Genomic DNA, 18965 nt, shown 5'->3' on the forward strand with positions numbered 1-18965 from the left:
CTGTATGCCGTATAGACACATGCGGCGGCAAACGGGACAAACAGTATCCAGAGAACGGCCTTGCGCTGTTTAACGGTAAGTCTGTGGCAGAACCTCCTGAGTTGAAGGTCCGCCTGTCTCGTCAGGTTCCTTTTCATCGCTCTACACTCCTTATGTCCTTGTTTTCCAGTATGGTCAGATGTTCGATGATAAAGCCGTTGGGGTTGTCATCGGAACGGGACGTATTCTGAAGCTGGCAGTCAGTCACCAGCGAACGTTCCGTCACATTACTCTCACGGATAATCATCTGGCGGGCATACGTCCTGGCCCTGTAGGGGTATCCGGAAAAGTCGCAGACCACGCTGTCCACCCGTACCACCTGATTGATATTACCGGAAATGAGACGGTTATAATATCCTTTCTCGGCAAAATCCACATAGTAATGATAGGCGCTTTTGTCCGCCAGCTGCAAGGCACGGTTGATATTGTGCTCAATGGCATCCTTCTGTGGCGACAGCCCGAAAAAGAGCTCATGGAACCTTCTTACATGCTCCCTGGCTTCAGCCGGACGGTTCTGTGAAAGATCCTGCGAAAGGGCAAGCATCAGTGACTTGCCGCCATCGAGTACATAAATTTTCTCACGCTGTTTCTCCGCAAAGCGGTATGAGTTCCACAGGGCAAAGACGGTCACAAGCGTGCAGCATCCGACAAAGACCGCAAGCATCAGGCGTATCCGTCTGAAACTGCTTTCAATATTGGTCAGTGATTTGAATTCCATCTGTTTTCATGATTTTTATGTTCCAGTTCTGTTTATTTTCCACGCAGACGCCCTCCGATATTTCCCAGTCCGGAACCTGCGGCGCCGGCTGCAAAGCCTCCGGCCTTGGTCGCGGTACGGTTGATGTTGCGGTTATAGTTTCCAGCACCACCTGCCTGCACAATCCATCCGGCCACGGTCGGCACAGTAAAATATCCGATGATACCTATCAGCATGAAGATCACATATACTGAATTGGAGTTGTCCAGCGAATAATTCGGATTGTTCTGGAGCTCCAGGATGTCGTTCTGCAGCATAAGTACCTGAATCTTGGCCAGCATACAGCTGAAAAGGTCACTCACGGGAAGCCACAGATAGACGGAAATGTAACGTGTGAACCACTGGCTGAGCGTGGACTGGAAACCGTCCCACACACTGAAGGCAAAGGCAATGGGACCAAGGATGGACAATACAACCAGAAAAAAGGTCCTTACCGTATCTATAAGCAGGGATGCCGCGGCAAAAAGCAGTTCCAGCAGACTGCGGAAGGCGTCCCGGATATTCTTTTCCAGATTGTACATGCCCACTTCCATATACATGCCCATGCGGGTTGCCATGGCATCGGGCGACCATCCGAGCTCGTCCAGCTGACGGTCAAACTCCTCATCGCTGACCAGATAGGCCGTTTCCGGATTACGGAGCATGGCTTCACGTTCCAGCCTGTCCTTCTGCTCACGGTACTGCTGCATGTCCATCGTCTGCCCCTCAAGCATCTTGTGGGTTCCCTGCACAATCGGACTCAACACCGTATTCATCGTTCCGAGTACCAGGGTCGGGAAAAGCATGATGCAGATGCCTATCGCAAACGGACGCAGAAGCGGATACACGTCTATCGGTTCGGCACGGGCAAGCGACTGCCAGACACGGACGGCCACATAGAACAGGGCACCGAGTCCGGCAAGTCCCTTGGCCACATCCAGCATATCCTCACAAAGGGGCATCATTTCATTGTAAAGGCTCTCCAGAATGGTATGGAGATTCGAGAAATCCACGGATAACAATACCATAGGCTACCAGTATTTGGAGGTGTCATTGCCATAGAGTTTCAAGACACGGTCAAGATCATTCTTCTTGCGGGCACGCAGGAAACTCACGGCTATATTCCTGTTCGTATAGTAATTCACGAGATTGCGGTAACGGCGCATACTGGCATAACAGTCATCCACCACGTCCATACGGTCCTTGTCGGTCATGGAAAGGGTACTGACGTTAATTACCTGCTTGAGGTCCTGCAACACCCCGTTGCTCTCTTCCAGAAGTTTGGTATAACCGAAAGCGATGGCATCCAGCTCTTCGGGAGAAAAGTTTTCGTCACCCAGCATCTTTTGGAAATTGGTCACGTAGATTTCCGACACGTCACCGACCATCAGGATGATCTCACTGACCTTACGGGCATCTTTCACTAGATTGTTGACGGACTTCAGGGCATCATAGTATTTCTTGTACTGCTGGTATATCTTCACCGTCTCCGCAAAATTCTGAGCGGTACTTGTCGCAGTTGAAGAGGTATGCACGATATTGTCCGACATGTTGATGATACTCTGGGCAAGGTTTCCCGGATCGGTCACCACCCACTGTGCCCGTATCTGTCCGGCAAGAAAAAAGGTTCCTGCACAAAGCAGCAGCAGTCTTTTTCTCATGGACGTACCTCCTTCCTTACATAATCACCGTTCAGAGAAAAGGTCAATACGTCAGCCGCCTCATTGTAGGCGATGTCTATGCGGTAGCCGGTATTAATGAACAGGTTACCGTTTTCTTCCACCAGCAGATAGGTTTCCGGCTTCAGCTTCCGTGTCTTTCCGCTACGGGCGAAGACCGTCACCTTGTAGGCGTCCCCTTCCTTATATATAAGAACATCGGGCTTGCCTTCCACACTGCTCCATGAACCGCACAGGCGGTCACAGTCCTTGAACCTGCTCTCACTGCAGCTCTGCAGCAGTGATGCCGCCCCGATCAGGCAAGCGGCCAGTCTGTACAACTGTCTGTTTTTCATGTCTTGTTTTTTTAATGATGTTGTTCTTGTTTTACTGAATCTTTCAAAGTCCCATCTTGCGTCTCTTTGGCTTCGGACTGACCGGGATGCTGCCTCTTCCGACCAACCTGTCTTTGCAGACTGGCTTCCGGCATTCCTTGCGGATAGCATTGTCGTCCTTTTTGTTTGGGGACTTCAGGCCAACCATGGTTTCAAACCTGGCATAAAGTTCCTTATAGGCCTTTTCTGCCTGTTGCCGTCTGATTTCATCCGGGGAATTCCGGTCAATGCCGTATTTCATGAGAAAACCGGAATTAATGAAAGGGCTGTCAATATTCTTCGGGTTGGCGATGAAACCTCCCAGCTTTTCCAGTTCCCCGTACAGCTTGTCGAGATACTGTACGGGAGGAGGGGAACAAAGCCGCTCGAAGACCTTCTCCACAGCATGTGTCAGTCTTACATCGACCTCTACGGCATCAGGTATCTCGCCTCTGAGCCTTTTTTCCCTGTAATCTTCCGGTTCCATACTTTCAAGCCGGTGATACAGCTCATAATCTTCTGAAAATCCGTAATATTCACGGATCTCCTTCGGTATGTCCCATCCGTTCATCAGGGACCAGTAGAGACATTCGATTGTCTCCTTACGCTTTCTTTCATCCGATTCAAAACTGTCATTCATAACCGTCATGCTTTACCGTTTGATCTTTTCCTTTCCCTTCTCATTTCCGCAATGCGTTTCACGGCCAGTTCCAGATTTCCGCCCAGTTCCTTGGCCAGCTTCTGCAATTCCAGCTTTTCCGACTCTTCCGTGGTATATACGGCATATTCCTCATCGCTGACTTCCGTGGCATACACGGCCGAATGGGTACCGCCAAGACCGATCCAGACCTCACGGTAGAAACGTCCGGGATGGTTGGCCTGGTTAATGGACAGGATCTGTCCGCGTTCCTTGTCGGTCAGTCCGAGAAGCCGCTGGATATGGTCGAACTTGTTCATGTATTTCCGCTGGTCAAGAAGAATCTTGCAGTCACTGTTGTTGATGATAGCTTCCTTCACGACAGGGGAACTGATGATGTCATCCACTTCCTGGGTGACCACAACAGCCTCCCCGAAATATTTTCTGACGGTCTTAAATAAATACTTTATGTACTCACTCATATTGGCGGACATCAGGGCTTTCCAGCATTCCTCAATGAGTATCATCTTGCGGATACCTTTCAAACGGCGCATCTTGGCGATGAAGGTTTCCATGATTATCAGCGTGACCACGGGCAGAAGCACCTTGTTTCCGCTGATATTGTCCAGTTCAAATACGATAAAGCGCTTGTTGGTAAGATCCAGTTCCTTGTCCGAATTAAGCAGGAAATCATAATCACCGCCACGGTAGAACGGTTCCAGCACGTTCAGGAAACCGTCGATGTCAAAATCCTTCTCACGGACTTTCTTCTCCTCAATCATCCGGCGGTAGTCATCACGCACAAACTCGTAGAATCCGTTGAAATCGGGTCTGACATCCCTGTTTTCCGTTATCCTGCGGATGTATGCGTTCACCGCTCCCGAAAGGGCCACTTCTTCCGAACGCCTTGGGGCTTCATCCTCACGTTTCCAGAGTGTGAGTATCAGTGTCTTGATGCTTTCACGCTTTTCCACGTCAAATTCCCCGGAATCCGTATAGAACGGATTGAAGGCGATGGGATTGTCCTCCTCATAGGTGATATAGATACCGTCCTCGCCATGTGTCCGGTCATGAATCAGGCTGCAAAGTCCCTGATAGCTGTTTCCGGTATCCACCAGCAGGATATGGGTACCCTGTTCATAATACTGGCGGACAAGGTGGTTCGTAAAGAAGGATTTACCGCTGCCGGAGGGACCGAGTATGAACTTGTTGCGGTTGGTGATGATTCCCTTGCGCATGGGCAGGTCACTGATGTCCAGATGAAGCGGTACACCGCTCTGCCTGTCCGTCATACGGATACCGAACGGGCTGGGCGAACTGCGGTAATTCGTTTCCGAAGCAAACAGGCAGACAGCCTGTTCCAGAAAGGTATAGAAACTTTCCTCAGCCGGAAAATCGCCCGCATTGCCTGGAATACCAGACCAGTACAGCACCGGAGTATCTATCGTGTTGTAATGGGGTACGCATCCCATCAGAGCAAGCTGGCTGCCGGTATCGTTCTTGATACGCCTTAACTCTTCCTCGTCTTCCGCCCAGGCCAGTACGTTACAGTGGCACCGTACCGGAACAAGCCCTTTCGTATGCGCCTCGTCAAGATACATTTCTGCCCATTCATAGTTCACGGCATTGCTGCGGCTGTATTTCGACAGGGACAGCATGTTGCGTGATGTCTTTTCCATGCGTTGCAGGATTTCCTGCGCGTCATCGATGAATACGTACTGCGAATAGACATGGTTGCATGAAAGCAGGAGTCCTACCGGAGCCGCAAACGAAAGACGGCAGTCGCTACGGTCCGTGGATAAGCGCTCATAGCGCATGTCCGTGCCCACACTGCCGGGAAGATCTTCCGTATCGGAAAGCACATGCAGGCAAAGACGTTTGTCACCGATGCGCATACGTTCCGGATCAAGGCAGATGTCCTGTAATACGGGGTGCGTGTCCTCCATACCGAGAGTCAGGTATCTTTCAATCAGCCCGGGACATTCTTCCGTTCCGACCACCTCTTCCGTTCTGAGACGCTTCATCCTGACATGCCCCGAATCGTTCATGATACGCTCGAACTGCTCCACCGCCTCCAGGAATTTCACGACCGAATCCCAGTCCGTGATTTCCTTGGGAAGGATATAGCCGCGGCACAGGGTACTGAAATCACTGCGGCGACGGGCACGTTCGCGTGTGGTCTTTGTCAGATACAGGAAGCAGCGGTGTCTGAGATACGGGCGTTCGTTGAAATGACGCTCATAGCTGCGGGACAGGAAACTTTCCGTCCCGTCTCCTTCGCTCCGGTAGTTTTCCTTGACGAACCAGTCCTGCTTGTACACGACCGAATAATTTGGAAGTACCTTCATGGCCTTTACCCAGGTACCGTGAATGGCTTCATATTCCGCCGCCGTCACCGTGTACAGTTCAGGCAGCTCGACCTCGAAGGCTACCGTAATGTCCGCATCCTTGCTTACGATGCAGTTGTTTTCCACGGCCAAAATCGGGAATCTGTCTTCCAGATCACAGGCCCTCAATACACTTCTCATTTCTTTCTCTTCTTTTGGGTTAATGCTCTGAATATTCTGCGACGGGCTGACAGATAGCGCGGATGGCGTTTCTCGGCTAGCATCTTCATCAGCCCGTGCTCACCGTAGCGGGCATTCATGCGGAAGGTCAGCAATACGGCCAGAGAACCGGATACTGCTCCGAAAGACAGGCATACCAGCTGGCTGACACCGGCCATATACAGGACAACCACCGCAAGAAAGACCGATATAAGACCTCCGGCAAAAAAGAACAGGTACTGTGATTTCAAGCCCTTGAACTCAATCGGACGGCCTGCTCCTTTGTTGATACGGTAATCCATGGCTTACAGGAAGAAGGAACGGAGAATGGTGGCGGCCACAATCAGGAAGATGCAGGCGAAGAACCAGCTTGCCGCAGTCTTGGACGTATCCGGATCGCCGCTGCTGAACTTGCCATACGTCTTGATACCGCCGACCAGACCGAGTACCGCTCCGATGGCATAACACAATTTGGTGGCCGGATCAAAATACGAAGTCATAAGGCTGGTAGCCTCATTGATGCCGGCAAGACCCTGTCCCTGTGCGAATGCACCTGCCGCTGCCAGCACACACAATACTGAAAATAGGATTCTTCTCTTCATTGTCGAATCATTTTGGGGTTTGACATAAATTTTGAATTCGGCTGCAAATATATAAGGCTTAAACCGCTGTGATACAACACCGTCATCAGGTGTCACCAGATGTCATCAGATGTCATTCAGGAAGCCTTACAGACATAAAAAAAGCATCCCGAAAAGATTTCCGGGATGCCTGAATATATCGGTGTTAGATATATTTCCGCCACTCGTCAGACGGTTCATTCCCATCCTTTACTTTAAGCGGTCTGGGATTGCCGTCCTCATCAAGATACCTGTCTATCAGTTCCTCTACAATCGCGGAATTCTCCATATTGGAAAGGAACACGTCAATCAGGCTGGTCTGCCTGATGGAGAACAGGACACGGGCTGCTTGCATGGCCTTCTCATGGTCGGCTTCACCCTGATGTGTCAGATATTCGCCGAGTACTTCCATGTCCCTGCTGGACAGAACAGGTGATACGGATTCCACTTCGGGAGACTCCGCATCAAGGTCTTCCTGGACTTCCTGCAGGAGTTTCATCTTTTCCAGTTGAAGGTTGCATTCCACATCTTCCTGCTGCACATCCTCCTCTTCACCGATAAAATTCCTTTCAAGTGGCTGGCTCATGAAGGGAGCGGCAGTCTTTCCGGCATTCTCGTCCAAATAGACATAACGGGTACTTCCCATCACTTCTGCATCTGAAACCGCAGATTCCGTTACGGCAGCTTCTTCCCTCTCCTTTTGTGAAACAGGTTTCGCATAAAGCAAAGTACAAATAATTTCAATATGTTTTCTCCAGCCATACACGCTGTACAACAAATAACTTATACAGACAATTCGTACACAGAGGTATATTAGTTCTTCCATATCAGAATGGTTCTTGGGTTTTACGGCGAAACAGCTCGCCGAGCTCTTTACTGTAAGTCTCAAGATGGTGTGTCAGCACATTATCTAAAAAAGCAGGCACACTCATGTCATCACTTAAAAGAGGAAGGATACGTGCCAGCTTGCAATACATATCATAGCTGATATAGGTTTGTTTCCGGTGTACCGACCTTCTTTTGTCCAAAAACAATTCCCTATACATCTCCACCTTCTTTTCTAATCCAGGGTCAGCACGTATCGTTTTGCGGGACTTTTCCAGTTCCAGTTTCTCTACTTCCGGCACATTTTTCCCTTTTTCTGCAGCAAAAACAACATTTCCACCGACATCGCCCCCAGACTTGCCACAGGAGATGGATTCACTGGCCATCATGTCCTTTAGGACATCCTCATCCACTTTGAATATTTCTCTTTTCTTTGCCATAGTTCTTATCCCGGAAATATGATACGTTCCATCTCCTGAGCAAACGCTTCAAGGCGGCTGTCTTTCAATAATGATTCGGAAGGAGGAAGAAGGGTGCAGCGAAAATGCTGTCTGGAAGAAGGTGTCATTTCCTTGTTGAAGCGTTCAAGATCCGGAAGTACGGTTTCAAAGACCTTCAACCCCATACGTAGCACTATTGCATTATACATTACATACAGTTCTTTTGAAGTACGGCTGTCCATACGGTTCCAGAATAAACGTATGTCCTTCAGGGGAGCTTCCGGATGCTGTCCGATAAAATCCTGAACGGTCGATACAAAGGAAAGGCTGCTCTGCATGACCATACGGTCCTTTACAATGGGAGTGAAAATGAAATCCATGTTCATGACGGACTCGAATACACCACGGGAATTCACCGTTCCGGGAAGATCGAAGAATATCAGGTCATAGTCACCTTCCAATTTGCCTGGAATCTCTGCGGCTGCTTCTGGAGTAGAAGTGACAATTGGATAAGCCTTACGGGAGCCCTCTTCAAACTGGCGGCAGAAAAGTCGCTGATGATACTCGCTTTTTTCAATGTTCTTCAAATCTCTTCCCCTTAGTTTTTCCAGACTGAACTGGGGATAGTCACAGTCAACAACAGCAACTTTCAGACCTCTTACATAATTAAAATAACTGGCAAGTACTACTGTTACCGTGGACTTGCCCACACCGCCTTTCTGATTACTGAAGGCGACAAGAATCGGACGCTTGTTCATACTTTCTTTGTTTTGGGGTTAATATTCAGATTCATTTTCAGATATTGCATTCTTATGATTATACAGTATCACACGAATGTATCCTTATGTCATTATTTCCCTATAATGACACAGCATAGCAACAATGCATTTTTACATTAAAACATTAATCTACTGACATTATATGATAGGATTATAATGAGAGGACATTACAAGAACATAATACTACACAAACATATTCACGTATTGTTATAACATTATGTTGTTATTTCCTTATGTTGTTATGTTATCATATCAATATTTCAATACATCATTGCCATGTTATAACATGGTTTCCTTACAATCACATCTTATTATCGCAACACTTTGTTACAATAAAATCTATGTCAAAAATAAGGTCTTTCAATCATACAGGTAATATGTAACTGATACCATGACATCAGATGTCATCAGGCGTCGTTATATGTCATACAATCCACTATTTCACAACTGTTTACACGGCTATAATTTTGCAAAGTCAGAACCGATGAACGGCTTGGAACATCTTCCGACGGACAGCAACACGCCGCTCACGTCGCGCAGCAATCCGCCGGAGGTGGATTCTCTGTTCAAACGAACAGAGCAAGTTGTGTCTTTGTCCGACAGAAAGTATTCTGCCCGACAAAGACCAACTTGCCCTCCCTCACGGTCGGGGGATTTTCCTCCAAAGTCGGAAAATCTGACGGATAAAGCAAAACAACCCAAAAGCAGAAAAGCATGGAGAAAAAACAGGCTAAAAGGACAGGCAAAAGAACGAAGACTGATCCGGCGGACTACAAGTACAGTTTCCGCCTGAACTCGCAGGAGAAAAGCAAATTCGAGAAACTGTTTCTGGAATCCGGAGCAAGGGACAGGACAATCTTCATCAAGAAATCAATCTTTTCAGAACAGTTGAAGGTTATCAAGGTGGACAAGGCTTCCATAGACTATTACATCCGGCTCGGGGAATTTTACAGACAGTTCCAGGCAATAGGCAACAATTACAATCAGGTCGTAAGGGCCGTACAGAAAAACTTCGGGGAAAAAAGGGCGATGTCCCTGCTTTACAAACTTGAAAAAGCTACCCTGGAACTGATACTGCTCAACAAACAGATTATGGCCTTAACTAAAGAATATGAAAAGAAATGGTTGCAAAGATAAGTCACGGGGCAAGTCTTTACGGGGCACTGGCCTATAATCATGAAAAGGTATTTCAGGGGACGGCGGAAATCCTTTCCGGACACCGGATGATTTCCGACCGCCCGGGACTGCCGAGCGAGGACATGCGTCTGGCTCTCCTTTCATTTGAAAACCATCTGACGGCAAACAGGAGGACGGACAAGCCAGTCCTGCATATCGTCCTCAGTCCGGCACCGGAAGACAGGCTGGACAATGATAGGCTGGCGGAACTGGCAGAAAAATACATGCAGAAAATGGGATATGGTGACCAGCCGTTCATCGTGTACAGACATGGAGATACCTGCAACACGCACGTACATATCGTGAGTGTATGCATTGACGATGAAGGAAGGAAAATCAATGACTCCTATGAACACCGCCGTTCAATGACAGCCTGCCGGGAACTGGAACAGGAATTCGGACTGCGTAACAGTGCGGATACGGAAAGACGGAATCCGAAAGCGGAACTGAAAAAGGTGGATGTCTCACAGGGGGATATACGCCATCAGATAGGAAACACACTGAAAGCCGTACTGGAAAGCTACCGTTTCCAGACTTTCGGAGAGTATTCCGCACTGCTTTCCACACTGAACATTGAAGCCCGCCAGGTTCGGGGCGAATACAAGGGAACACCCTATACGGGTATCATCTATTCGGCTACAGATGATAGTGGGAAAGTGGTCAGCCCTCCGATAAAAAGTGCAAGGTTCGGCAAGCGTTTCGGAAATACGGGACTGTCCGAACGTATGTTACGGCATACACAGGACTTCAAGGAAGGCAGATGGGCTCCTGCCATATCCGGCAAGGTCGTATGGGCCATGCGTAACGCAAAATCGGAACAGGAATTCAGGGAACTGCTGAAACAGGAGCACATTGATGTGGTATTCAGAAGGAACGATACCGGACGTATCTATGGCGTCACATTCATAGACCATGAACGGCGCGAGGCGTTCAACGGTTCACGTATGGGAAAGGAGTTTTCCGCCAACGTATTCAACGATTTTGTCTGCTGGTGGGAAGGAATACCCTGGCAGGAGAGACAACAGTCCGGTCCGGAGGAACTTTGGAAACGGTACGGTCACCGTATGGAAGAAAACAGTGCGCTTGAACAGGTGGCAGGCATCTTCTCCTTTGAGGCAAATCCGGCAGTCGATTACGAGGAAGAAGCGTTCCGTCGCCGCATGAAACGGAAAAAGAAACCACAGAAACGCAAATCACGCGGTATCTGATCAATCAAAATGAGTCAACAACAGGGGGAACAACGGATTCCCCCACAATCATATACATTATTATGCAACAGGAAGACGATTTGAGAGCCCTTGCCAAGATTATGGAATTCGGCAGGGCAGTCAGTATTTTTATTCTGGTAGTCCACGTTTATGTGTACTGCTATCCCAGTATGAGTGCCTGGCATCTGAATCTGGACGTCATAGACCGGATACTGATGAACTTTGACAGGACAACCGGTATATTCGGCTGTATCCTTTGGACAAAACTGATGGCAGTGCTTCTGCTGGCCATATCCTGCATGGGTACCATCGGAGTCAAGGGTGAGAAGATTACATGGCAGCGTATATGGGCGGTACTTACTGCCGGGGCGGTTCTGTTTTTTATGAACTGGTGGTTGCTTGACCTGCCTTTTCCGCACGAAGCCGTCACGGCCTTGTATGTTGTAACACTCGCAGCCGGTTATCTATGCCTGCTCATGGCAGGACTGTGGATCAGCAGGCTTTACAGACATAACCTGATGGAGGATGTATTCAATATGGAAAACGAATCCTTCATGCAGGAGACAAGGCTGATGGAGAATGAATATTCGGTCAATCTGCCCACAAGATTCCAATACGGCGGCAAGCTCAATGACGGTTGGATCAACGTGGTCAATCCTTTCCGTGCGACCATCGTATTGGGAACACCGGGTTCCGGTAAATCATACGCAGTGGTAAACAACTACATCAAACAGATGATTTCCAAAGGTTTCAGTGTCTATATCTATGATTATAAATTTGATGACCTTTCCACCATTGCCTACAATACCTTGTTACACAATATGGACAAATACAAGGTAAAGCCACATTTCTACGTCATCAACTTCGATGATCCGCACCGTTCACACCGCTGCAATCCCATCAATCCGGAGTTCATGACGGACATCTCTGACGCATACGAAGCAAGCTATACCATCATGTTAAATTTGAACAAGACCTGGATTGAAAAACAGGGTGACTTCTTTGTAGAGTCTCCGATTATCCTACTGGCAGCTATAATCTGGTATTTGAAAATATACAAAAACGGTATCTATTGCAGCTTCCCTCATGCCGTGGAACTGCTGAACAAACCTTACTCTGATTTGTTTACCATATTGACTTCCTATCCGGAACTGGAGAACTACCTTTCTCCTTTCATGGATGCATGGAAAGGTGGGGCTCAGGATCAGCTCCAGGGCCAGATAGCTTCAGCGAAAATTCCGCTTACCAGAATGATTTCTCCACAGCTGTACTGGGTCATGACAGGCAATGATTTTTCTCTGGACATCAATAATCCGAAGGAGCCTAAAATCCTTTGTGTGGGCAATAATCCGGACCGACAGAACATCTATTCCGCTGCGCTCGGACTATATAATTCCAGAATCGTCAAACTGATAAACAAAAAAGGGCAGCTTAAAAGCACGGTCATTATAGATGAGCTTCCTACCATCTATTTCCGAGGGTTGGACAACCTGATAGCAACGGCACGTTCCAACAAGGTGGCGGTCTGTCTGGGATTTCAGGACTTCAGCCAGCTTAACCGTGACTACGGTGAAAAAGAAAGCAAGGTGATTCAAAATACAGTCGGCAACATATTCAGCGGTCAGGTGGTAGGTGAAACAGCCAAGACACTCTCCGAACGCTTCGGAAAGATTTTACAGAAACGGCAGTCCATATCCATCAACCGTCAGGATGTCTCTACATCTATCAACACCCAGCTGGACTCACTGATTCCAGCATCCAAAATTTCTAACCTTTCACAGGGTACGTTTGTCGGTTCCGTGTCGGACAATTTCGGGGAGAAAATAGACCAGAAGATTTTCCATGCGGAAATTATCGTGGACCATGCCAAAGTAAGTGCGGAAGAAAAGGCTTATAAAAAAATCCCGGTTATCAACACGTTCAAGGACAGTGAAGGAAATGACATCATGCTTCAGCAGATACAGCGTAATTATGACCAGATAAAGGCGGATGCCCAGGCGATCATCAACGATGAAATGGAACGTATCAAGAGTGATCCGGAACTATGTGAACGGCTGGGAATAGAAAGTGCAGAAGATGAGAAAAGAAAAGCTGAATAGATACAGAATGACAAATAAATCCTGAATCAGTTTGATTTTCAGGGAACATTCCTTATCTTTGAACTTGAAATAGAACATAACGGCGGATTACGGGATGTTTTCCGTCGATTATATACATAAGTCGCAAGAAGTCTCAGGTAGGAATCTGGTAAATTTCAAAAAACGATGACTATTGCGTGAGGCTTATGCTATACCCTATAGCGTGAGCCCATGCAAGTTATCGTTTGGGCTTTACCAGAGCCTCTACCTGAAACTACATGGGTTTCATGCTTTTTTACAGATAGAGGTATGGCAAAAGTACAGATTATTATGCCCGTCACATTGGACGGATTTCTACCGAATAAAAATGAGGAACTGATGGAATGGCTCAGGACAGACCGGAACGGTTTCCCTTATTGGGAGGAGCGGGCTACATTCAACATGTATCCGCATTACGGTATGCTTGATTTGATGGATGCAAAAGAGAGACGAGACAATAACTGTACCTTCTTTATGAAAGTACAAGACGAAAAAAGTGCCGAATATGCCGGTGGAGTATTTCTCTTTCGACTCGCAGATGAACTGGTCATTTACTTGCTTCCAATATCATACAAAAGCGGGAAAAACATAACCGGAAAGATTCAATTCGGACAATGGACTTTGCGTGAGTCCAAAACATTCCGAAACAATATATGCAGACTGGTATACCGCCTTAAAGAATAAAGATTACTTCAGACCAAGTTTCTTCATTTTCTTGTACAGGGCTGTACGACTGCAACCGAGTTCCGCTGCTGTCTTGCTGACATTACCATGATTTTTATCAAGCAGATTTCGTATCCTTTCCTTTTCCTGAATGATACGAATATCCGGATTGTCACTACAATCTACATTGTCCAGTCCCAAGTCACAAACATCCAATAATGCATTATCCGCAACAATTACCGCACGTTTGATCTTTGCGTTCAATTCCCGCACATTACCCGGCCAGTCATAATTCAACATACATGTTTTGGCTCCTTCCGTAAATCCCTCATTTTTGACATGAATTCTACCGGAATGTTCTTTTCTGAAGTATTCGGCAAGCGGAAGAATATCGTCTTTGCAATCTTTTAATGGCGGTTGAACAATTTCGAGTTCTGCAAGGCGATAATACAAATCCTCACGAAAGCGACCTTCCTCCACCGCTTTTTTCATATCCTCATTGGTAGCAGAAATAATACGTACATCCGTATGTTTCACTTTATCACTTCCTACCGGATTAAACTCCTTTTCCTGAAGGACACGCAGAAGAAGAATCTGCATGGAATACGGCATATTACCGACTTCATCCAGGAATAAGGTTCCTCCATTGGCCGTCTCAAAATGTCCTTTCCTATCAGCAACAGCTCCTGTAAAAGCTCCTTTGACTGCACCGAAAAATTCAGAAGCCTGCAAATCGTTAGGTATACTTCCACAATTGACGGCAACAAAAGGCTTCTCACGTCTGTCACTATAATGATGTATCATCTGGGCTATCACTTCCTTACCGCTTCCGCTCGGTCCAAGTATCATGACTGAAAGATCTGAAGGAGCTACACGACGGGCAAGTGAAGCGACTTTTTGGGCAGCTTCACTAGTACGTTCAACAAAAGAACGTTCTTTACGCACAATAACAGGTTGCTTAAGCATACTATACACTAATTCAAGTAGTTGTTCTTGATGAACAGGCTTTTGCAGATAATCCTTAGCACCGAGTTTGATAGCACGGACAGCATCCGTAATACAGGCATAATCTGTCATGACAATAAATGGGTGTTCCATCTTAGAACGCATCATCCATTCCAAAAGACTGATACCATTTCCTAATGGCAGGCGTACATCACTAAGTATAAGACTAATCTCATTTTTTTTGATAATATTACGTGCCCTAGGTTCATCTGTAGCTGTAACCACATCGTAACCTGCTTTCTTCAGCCATTTTTCAATCAAACCACAGAGTATCATATTATCTTCAACTATCAGTATTTTCATATTTTTTCAGTTCGTTTTCTGCTTCTTTAATTAATTTTCCAATCCATTCTATAATCTTAATGGCATGTTCACAAATAGTTTTATCACTACAGTTCGTATTATGTAACAATTCTAAAAAGTCACGTAACAGATATTCTTTTCCAAGAATATCCCATACAGGCATCATACGATGTAATGTTTTTCTCATAGATTCACGATCTAAAGTTTTTATAGCCAATTCTATTTCCTCAAGATCTTTTCCTGAACCTTTTACAACAAGAGAAAGCATAGAACCATAATCATCCGTACTCTCTATAAGGCGAGAGAAATCAAAACTTTCTTTATCAGACTGTTTGGTCTGTTGCATGACAGATGACAGAGAACCAAGCAATGTGCGGATATTAAAAGGCTTGTGAATATATCCAGAAAAGCCTTCTTTCTCGTAAATATCAGTATTAGTATCATCACGAGCTGTCATTACAACCACAGGAACTGTCCTCGAATTACCAATGTCCGAATTACGAAGCAGTTTAAGTAAACCAAAACCATCTATAATAGGCATCTGTACATCTGTAAGTATTATATCATAATCAGAATGTCCGAGAGCTGTTACTACCTCCCTTACATTCATACAGGTTGTACAGGATATTCCTCTACGGCCAAACATATCTTCAGTAATTTTAAGTAGTATCGGATCATCATCAACAACAAGTACTTTTTGCGGAAGAAGGATTAGCGGATTATTATCTGGAATATCCTTTTCCATAATTTCCTCCGTTACTGGCATAGGGAACTGAAGTCTGAAAATAGTCCCCTTACCGAGTGTACTTTCAACATCAATGGTGCCACCCAAGACATTGACAAGTCCCTTTGTAAGGTAAAGACCCAAACCGAAACCTTCAGAATTTATATTCTGAGCAGCACGTCCAAATGGAACAAATATTCTTTTCAGTGTCTCATTGTCCATACCTATACCTGTATCACAGATCTCAATATGTAGCTTTTCTTCATAATATTTTGTATAAAAACGGATAGAGCCGGACGGTGTAAATTTTATTGCATTTGTCAACAAATTATCAAGAATTTGTTCAAGTTTATCTGCATCTCCTTTTACTGTCAATTTTGAATTTTCATGAAGTGCATAAAGAATAAGGGCCTTAACATTTGCCTTACGGGAAAACTCATCTGAAATCCTCTGCAAGAAATGATCAAGATGAAATGGAATGTCATTACGTAATTCACCAGCTTCATTTATACGGTATGCATCCAATAGATTATTGACTAGATGCAGAATATGATGACATGAATGACGTATATCGTTTAAATATATCTCTCGCTTCTTCTTTTCTCTGGTCTCTGAAACCAAATCAGCACAATTATGAATGTTCCCAAGTGGGCCTCGTATATCATGAGAAACGGTCAGCATAATTTTTTTACGCATTTCAAGTAAATCTTCATTCTCATGAATTACCTGTTTTAATCGAGATTTAATTTCCTCTTCTTTACGTATATCAGAAAAAAAAATAAAAAAAGAAACAATAAATAATGCTATAATTAAAAACATTACTTTTACAAAAGAATTAAAATATTCCTGCTGCGCATTCGATATATTAGTTATACTTTTGTCAAATGTATCTTGTATCTGAATATCTAAAAAAGAAATAAAATCAGATAATTTATTATTCAATATCCTATTTTGCAATCTTATACTGTCAACATATATACCTACATTATAACCTGTTGTGTTACGAAAAGAAATCAAGTCCTCATTTAATTCCTTGAATTTATTAGTGTAATATGGTACTTGAACATTTTCTCTTTTACCAAATAAACCTGCCAAACCTTTTTTTTTACGCTGTACAGATTTTATTCGGACATATTTGTTCACATCAAGAGGAAAACTATTTATAAAAACGCTGTCTTTTTTCTTTTGTAATGCAATAGCTTTTTTTACGTTGTACAATTGGTATTCTTTGGATTCCAGTAGTAGACATAAAGAATCAATCTGATCAGGTCTTACAAAACTTTTAGGAACATACTTTGAAATATTTCTTAGCAAACTGTCTATTTTTGTACGTTTGACATGATACTTTTCCATGTCTATATCATTCCTTAAAATAATTGACTCACCATATGTTGCCAGTTTAGTAATCTCCAAATGGGCTTCACCAATTAATTTTCGAGCAACATTTATATCAGAAATCATCGTTTCCAACTTATTTACTCGCAAACGTTCATGAATTATCAGAGAAAAAAAACATCCTATCAGTAGTATTTCAATAACATAAAATATAAGTATTTTACTTGGTAAAGATAACAAGTTTAAACTCCAATTATAATATATTCTTCTCATATAAAAATTTAAATATCCTACGCATATTGTAGAAGACATCAACATAAATCAGGAATATTAAATACGCCATTTATAATACAGATACAAAGATTGAACATTTCAGATATTTATTAATTACCTGATGAATAATTGTTACTTTCAAATTACAAAATATACACTTCTGTTACACTAGGAAAAAGAGTAACAGAAGTGCATCAATTCATATTCTTATTAACGGAGCCGTTCGTTTAATACGTATATTGTATATATTTTACTTTCAGCTTTAATTATTTAAATAATAATCTAGAACAAATTGTAAATTACATTTTATTCATGTATTAATAAAACATCAAGTTTTTTATATAGTTCTTCAGATTCACCTATGAATACTTCAACAATCTTTCCCTCTGGATTTATCAAAACTTTTGTAGGATAACCAGATATGGCATAATTTGTTGTAATTTCCTTATCGATTCCATTATACAGGTTGGTCCATGGCAAATCCAATTCCTTTACTCCGTTTCTCCATTTTTCTTCTGTATCACCACAGCATATACCAACTATTTCCATCCTGTTTTTATATTTGGCATAGTATTTCTTCATCTCAGGTATTCCTTTGATACACCATCCGCACCATGTACCCCAAAAATCAAGCAAAGCATACTTGCCTCTGAATGAAGCTAATGTCACGTCTTCATTGTTCAGATTCTTTAATAGAAAATCAGGTGCATCCTTTCCTGGAACTATGTTTTCCTTTGCTTTTCTTTTGGCCATCTCTGTTTTATAAATGTCCTGAGTCTTATCTATCAGCTTACTCAATGGTCCATTATTAACACTCTTATCAAGATATCTTGAAGCCTCATCTATATGCTCTATCATCAGGCTGGTGTATAAAAATCCGGAAGCTAATGATTTCGGATTATTCTTAATATATTCTAGTTTTTTCAAACTAAGGTTCTTTGAGTTTTGTGCAAGTTCCTTTCTCAATGAATCAGCAACCTCTTTGTTATTATTTCTTATAGACTTTTGGAAGTCTGTTACCAATAATATGTTTTTCTCTTTTATCTCATTTATACTCTCAATTTTTGCCAATTCATCATAAATCTCAGTACCATATGCTTTTAAGTTGTTTATGTCACCTTTAATTTTTAATTTCTCTCCAGGCAGCAAAGTAAAGAACTCATTAGCTGACATTCTCAAGGCCCCATTCCCATATGACTTTTCATAAATTCCTATTGATAGAATTATGGAATCAGGAAGATTGGTTGAAAACTTGTTATCCTTAACTGGAATCGTATCAATACATACAGATTTGTTGATTACTGGATCATTAGCAAAAATAATCAAGGTATCATTTTTAAGTCCTGAAATTTCTCCGGTAACATTACATGTATCCTGAATAGAACAGGAAGTGACTATAAGCCCTAGAATTGATAATGTAATAATAAGTTTCATATTTAGATGTAAATAAATTGTTATATAGTAAATAGTGAGATATAAATTCTCACATTTACAATATATAGAAATC

18 protein-coding genes are annotated in these 18965 nt (G+C 43.9%); 4 read left to right on the forward strand and 14 right to left on the reverse strand.

The genetic code is table 11. The features are described 5' to 3' along the window. Positions 1–133: 133 nt before the first annotated feature. The 11 genes from traK to Q0486_RS07505 all read right to left on the reverse strand — a co-directional run bounded on the left by traK (position 134) and on the right by Q0486_RS07505 (position 8633). Positions 134–757 (reverse strand): conjugative transposon protein TraK, encoded by a 624-nt coding sequence (gene traK, locus Q0486_RS07455; protein WP_004326315.1) that lies wholly within the window; start codon positions 755–757, stop codon positions 134–136. A gap of 32 nt (positions 758–789) precedes the next feature. Next, positions 790–1803 (reverse strand): conjugative transposon protein TraJ, encoded by a 1014-nt coding sequence (gene traJ / locus Q0486_RS07460; protein WP_004294973.1) that lies wholly within the window; start codon positions 1801–1803, stop codon positions 790–792. A gap of 3 nt (positions 1804–1806) precedes the next feature. Continuing rightward, a complete protein-coding gene (locus Q0486_RS07465; protein ID WP_009121388.1) occupies positions 1807–2436 on the reverse strand; it encodes a DUF4141 domain-containing protein in 630 nt (209 codons plus the stop codon). Further along, positions 2433–2789, reverse strand: a complete 357-nt coding sequence (locus Q0486_RS07470) for a DUF3876 domain-containing protein (RefSeq protein ID WP_299231832.1) — start codon at positions 2787–2789, stop codon at positions 2433–2435. The genes Q0486_RS07465 and Q0486_RS07470 overlap by 4 nt, the downstream gene beginning before the upstream one ends. Before the next feature lie 43 nt (positions 2790–2832). Then, a complete protein-coding gene (locus Q0486_RS07475) occupies positions 2833–3447 on the reverse strand; it encodes a hypothetical protein (protein WP_299231693.1) in 615 nt (204 codons plus the stop codon). Positions 3448–3452: 5 nt separating this feature from the next. Then, a complete protein-coding gene (locus Q0486_RS07480) occupies positions 3453–5972 on the reverse strand; it encodes a TraG family conjugative transposon ATPase (RefSeq protein WP_299231695.1) in 2520 nt (839 codons plus the stop codon). After that, on the reverse strand, positions 5969–6292 hold the full coding sequence (locus tag Q0486_RS07485; protein ID WP_299231697.1) for a DUF4133 domain-containing protein: 324 nt from the start codon (positions 6290–6292) through the stop codon (positions 5969–5971). Before Q0486_RS07485 ends, Q0486_RS07480 begins: the two co-directional genes overlap by 4 nt. A gap of 3 nt (positions 6293–6295) precedes the next feature. Beyond that, entirely contained in the window at positions 6296–6688 is a 393-nt protein-coding gene (locus tag Q0486_RS07490) for a DUF4134 domain-containing protein (RefSeq protein WP_363317983.1), read from the reverse strand. Positions 6689–6776: 88 nt separating this feature from the next. Then, positions 6777–7436 (reverse strand): DUF4122 family protein, encoded by a 660-nt coding sequence (locus Q0486_RS07495; protein WP_299231704.1) that lies wholly within the window; start codon positions 7434–7436, stop codon positions 6777–6779. A gap of 1 nt (position 7437) precedes the next feature. Further along, a complete protein-coding gene (locus tag Q0486_RS07500; RefSeq protein ID WP_087211075.1) occupies positions 7438–7875 on the reverse strand; it encodes a DUF3408 domain-containing protein in 438 nt (145 codons plus the stop codon). A 5-nt stretch (positions 7876–7880) separates the two neighbouring features. Further along, entirely contained in the window at positions 7881–8633 is a 753-nt protein-coding gene (locus tag Q0486_RS07505) for an AAA family ATPase (RefSeq protein ID WP_087211078.1), read from the reverse strand. A gap of 735 nt (positions 8634–9368) precedes the next feature. Here Q0486_RS07505 and mobA point away from each other — a divergent pair. From mobA to Q0486_RS07525, 4 genes are all read left to right on the forward strand, one after another. Continuing rightward, positions 9369–9791 carry a conjugal transfer protein MobA gene (gene mobA, locus Q0486_RS07510; protein ID WP_299231710.1) on the forward strand — a complete coding sequence of 141 codons (423 nt, stop codon included), beginning with the start codon at positions 9369–9371 and terminating at the stop codon, positions 9789–9791. Next, positions 9776–11038: a conjugal transfer protein MobB gene (gene mobB, locus Q0486_RS07515; protein ID WP_299231712.1), complete on the forward strand. Its 1263-nt coding sequence runs from the start codon at positions 9776–9778 to the stop codon at positions 11036–11038. Before mobA ends, mobB begins: the two co-directional genes overlap by 16 nt. 62 nt (positions 11039–11100) lie before the next feature. Next, on the forward strand, positions 11101–13137 hold the full coding sequence (gene mobC / locus Q0486_RS07520; RefSeq protein ID WP_299231714.1) for a conjugal transfer protein MobC: 2037 nt from the start codon (positions 11101–11103) through the stop codon (positions 13135–13137). A 288-nt stretch (positions 13138–13425) separates the two neighbouring features. Continuing rightward, positions 13426–13839 (forward strand): hypothetical protein, encoded by a 414-nt coding sequence (locus Q0486_RS07525; protein ID WP_259003810.1) that lies wholly within the window; start codon positions 13426–13428, stop codon positions 13837–13839. 3 nt (positions 13840–13842) lie between these two features. Here Q0486_RS07525 and Q0486_RS07530 read toward each other — a convergent pair whose 3' ends face one another. The 3 genes from Q0486_RS07530 to Q0486_RS07540 form a co-directional block, all read right to left on the reverse strand. Then, on the reverse strand, positions 13843–15126 hold the full coding sequence (locus Q0486_RS07530; RefSeq protein WP_299231716.1) for a sigma-54 dependent transcriptional regulator: 1284 nt from the start codon (positions 15124–15126) through the stop codon (positions 13843–13845). Next, a complete protein-coding gene (locus Q0486_RS07535; protein ID WP_299231718.1) occupies positions 15107–17458 on the reverse strand; it encodes a hybrid sensor histidine kinase/response regulator in 2352 nt (783 codons plus the stop codon). The genes Q0486_RS07530 and Q0486_RS07535 overlap by 20 nt, the downstream gene beginning before the upstream one ends. Positions 17459–17764: 306 nt before the next feature. Next, positions 17765–18892: a TlpA disulfide reductase family protein gene (locus tag Q0486_RS07540; protein ID WP_299231720.1), complete on the reverse strand. Its 1128-nt coding sequence runs from the start codon at positions 18890–18892 to the stop codon at positions 17765–17767. Between the last annotated feature and the right edge of the window lie 73 nt (positions 18893–18965).

This window comes from uncultured Bacteroides sp. (genome assembly GCF_937912035.1).
Taxonomy (GTDB): domain Bacteria; phylum Bacteroidota; class Bacteroidia; order Bacteroidales; family Bacteroidaceae; genus Phocaeicola.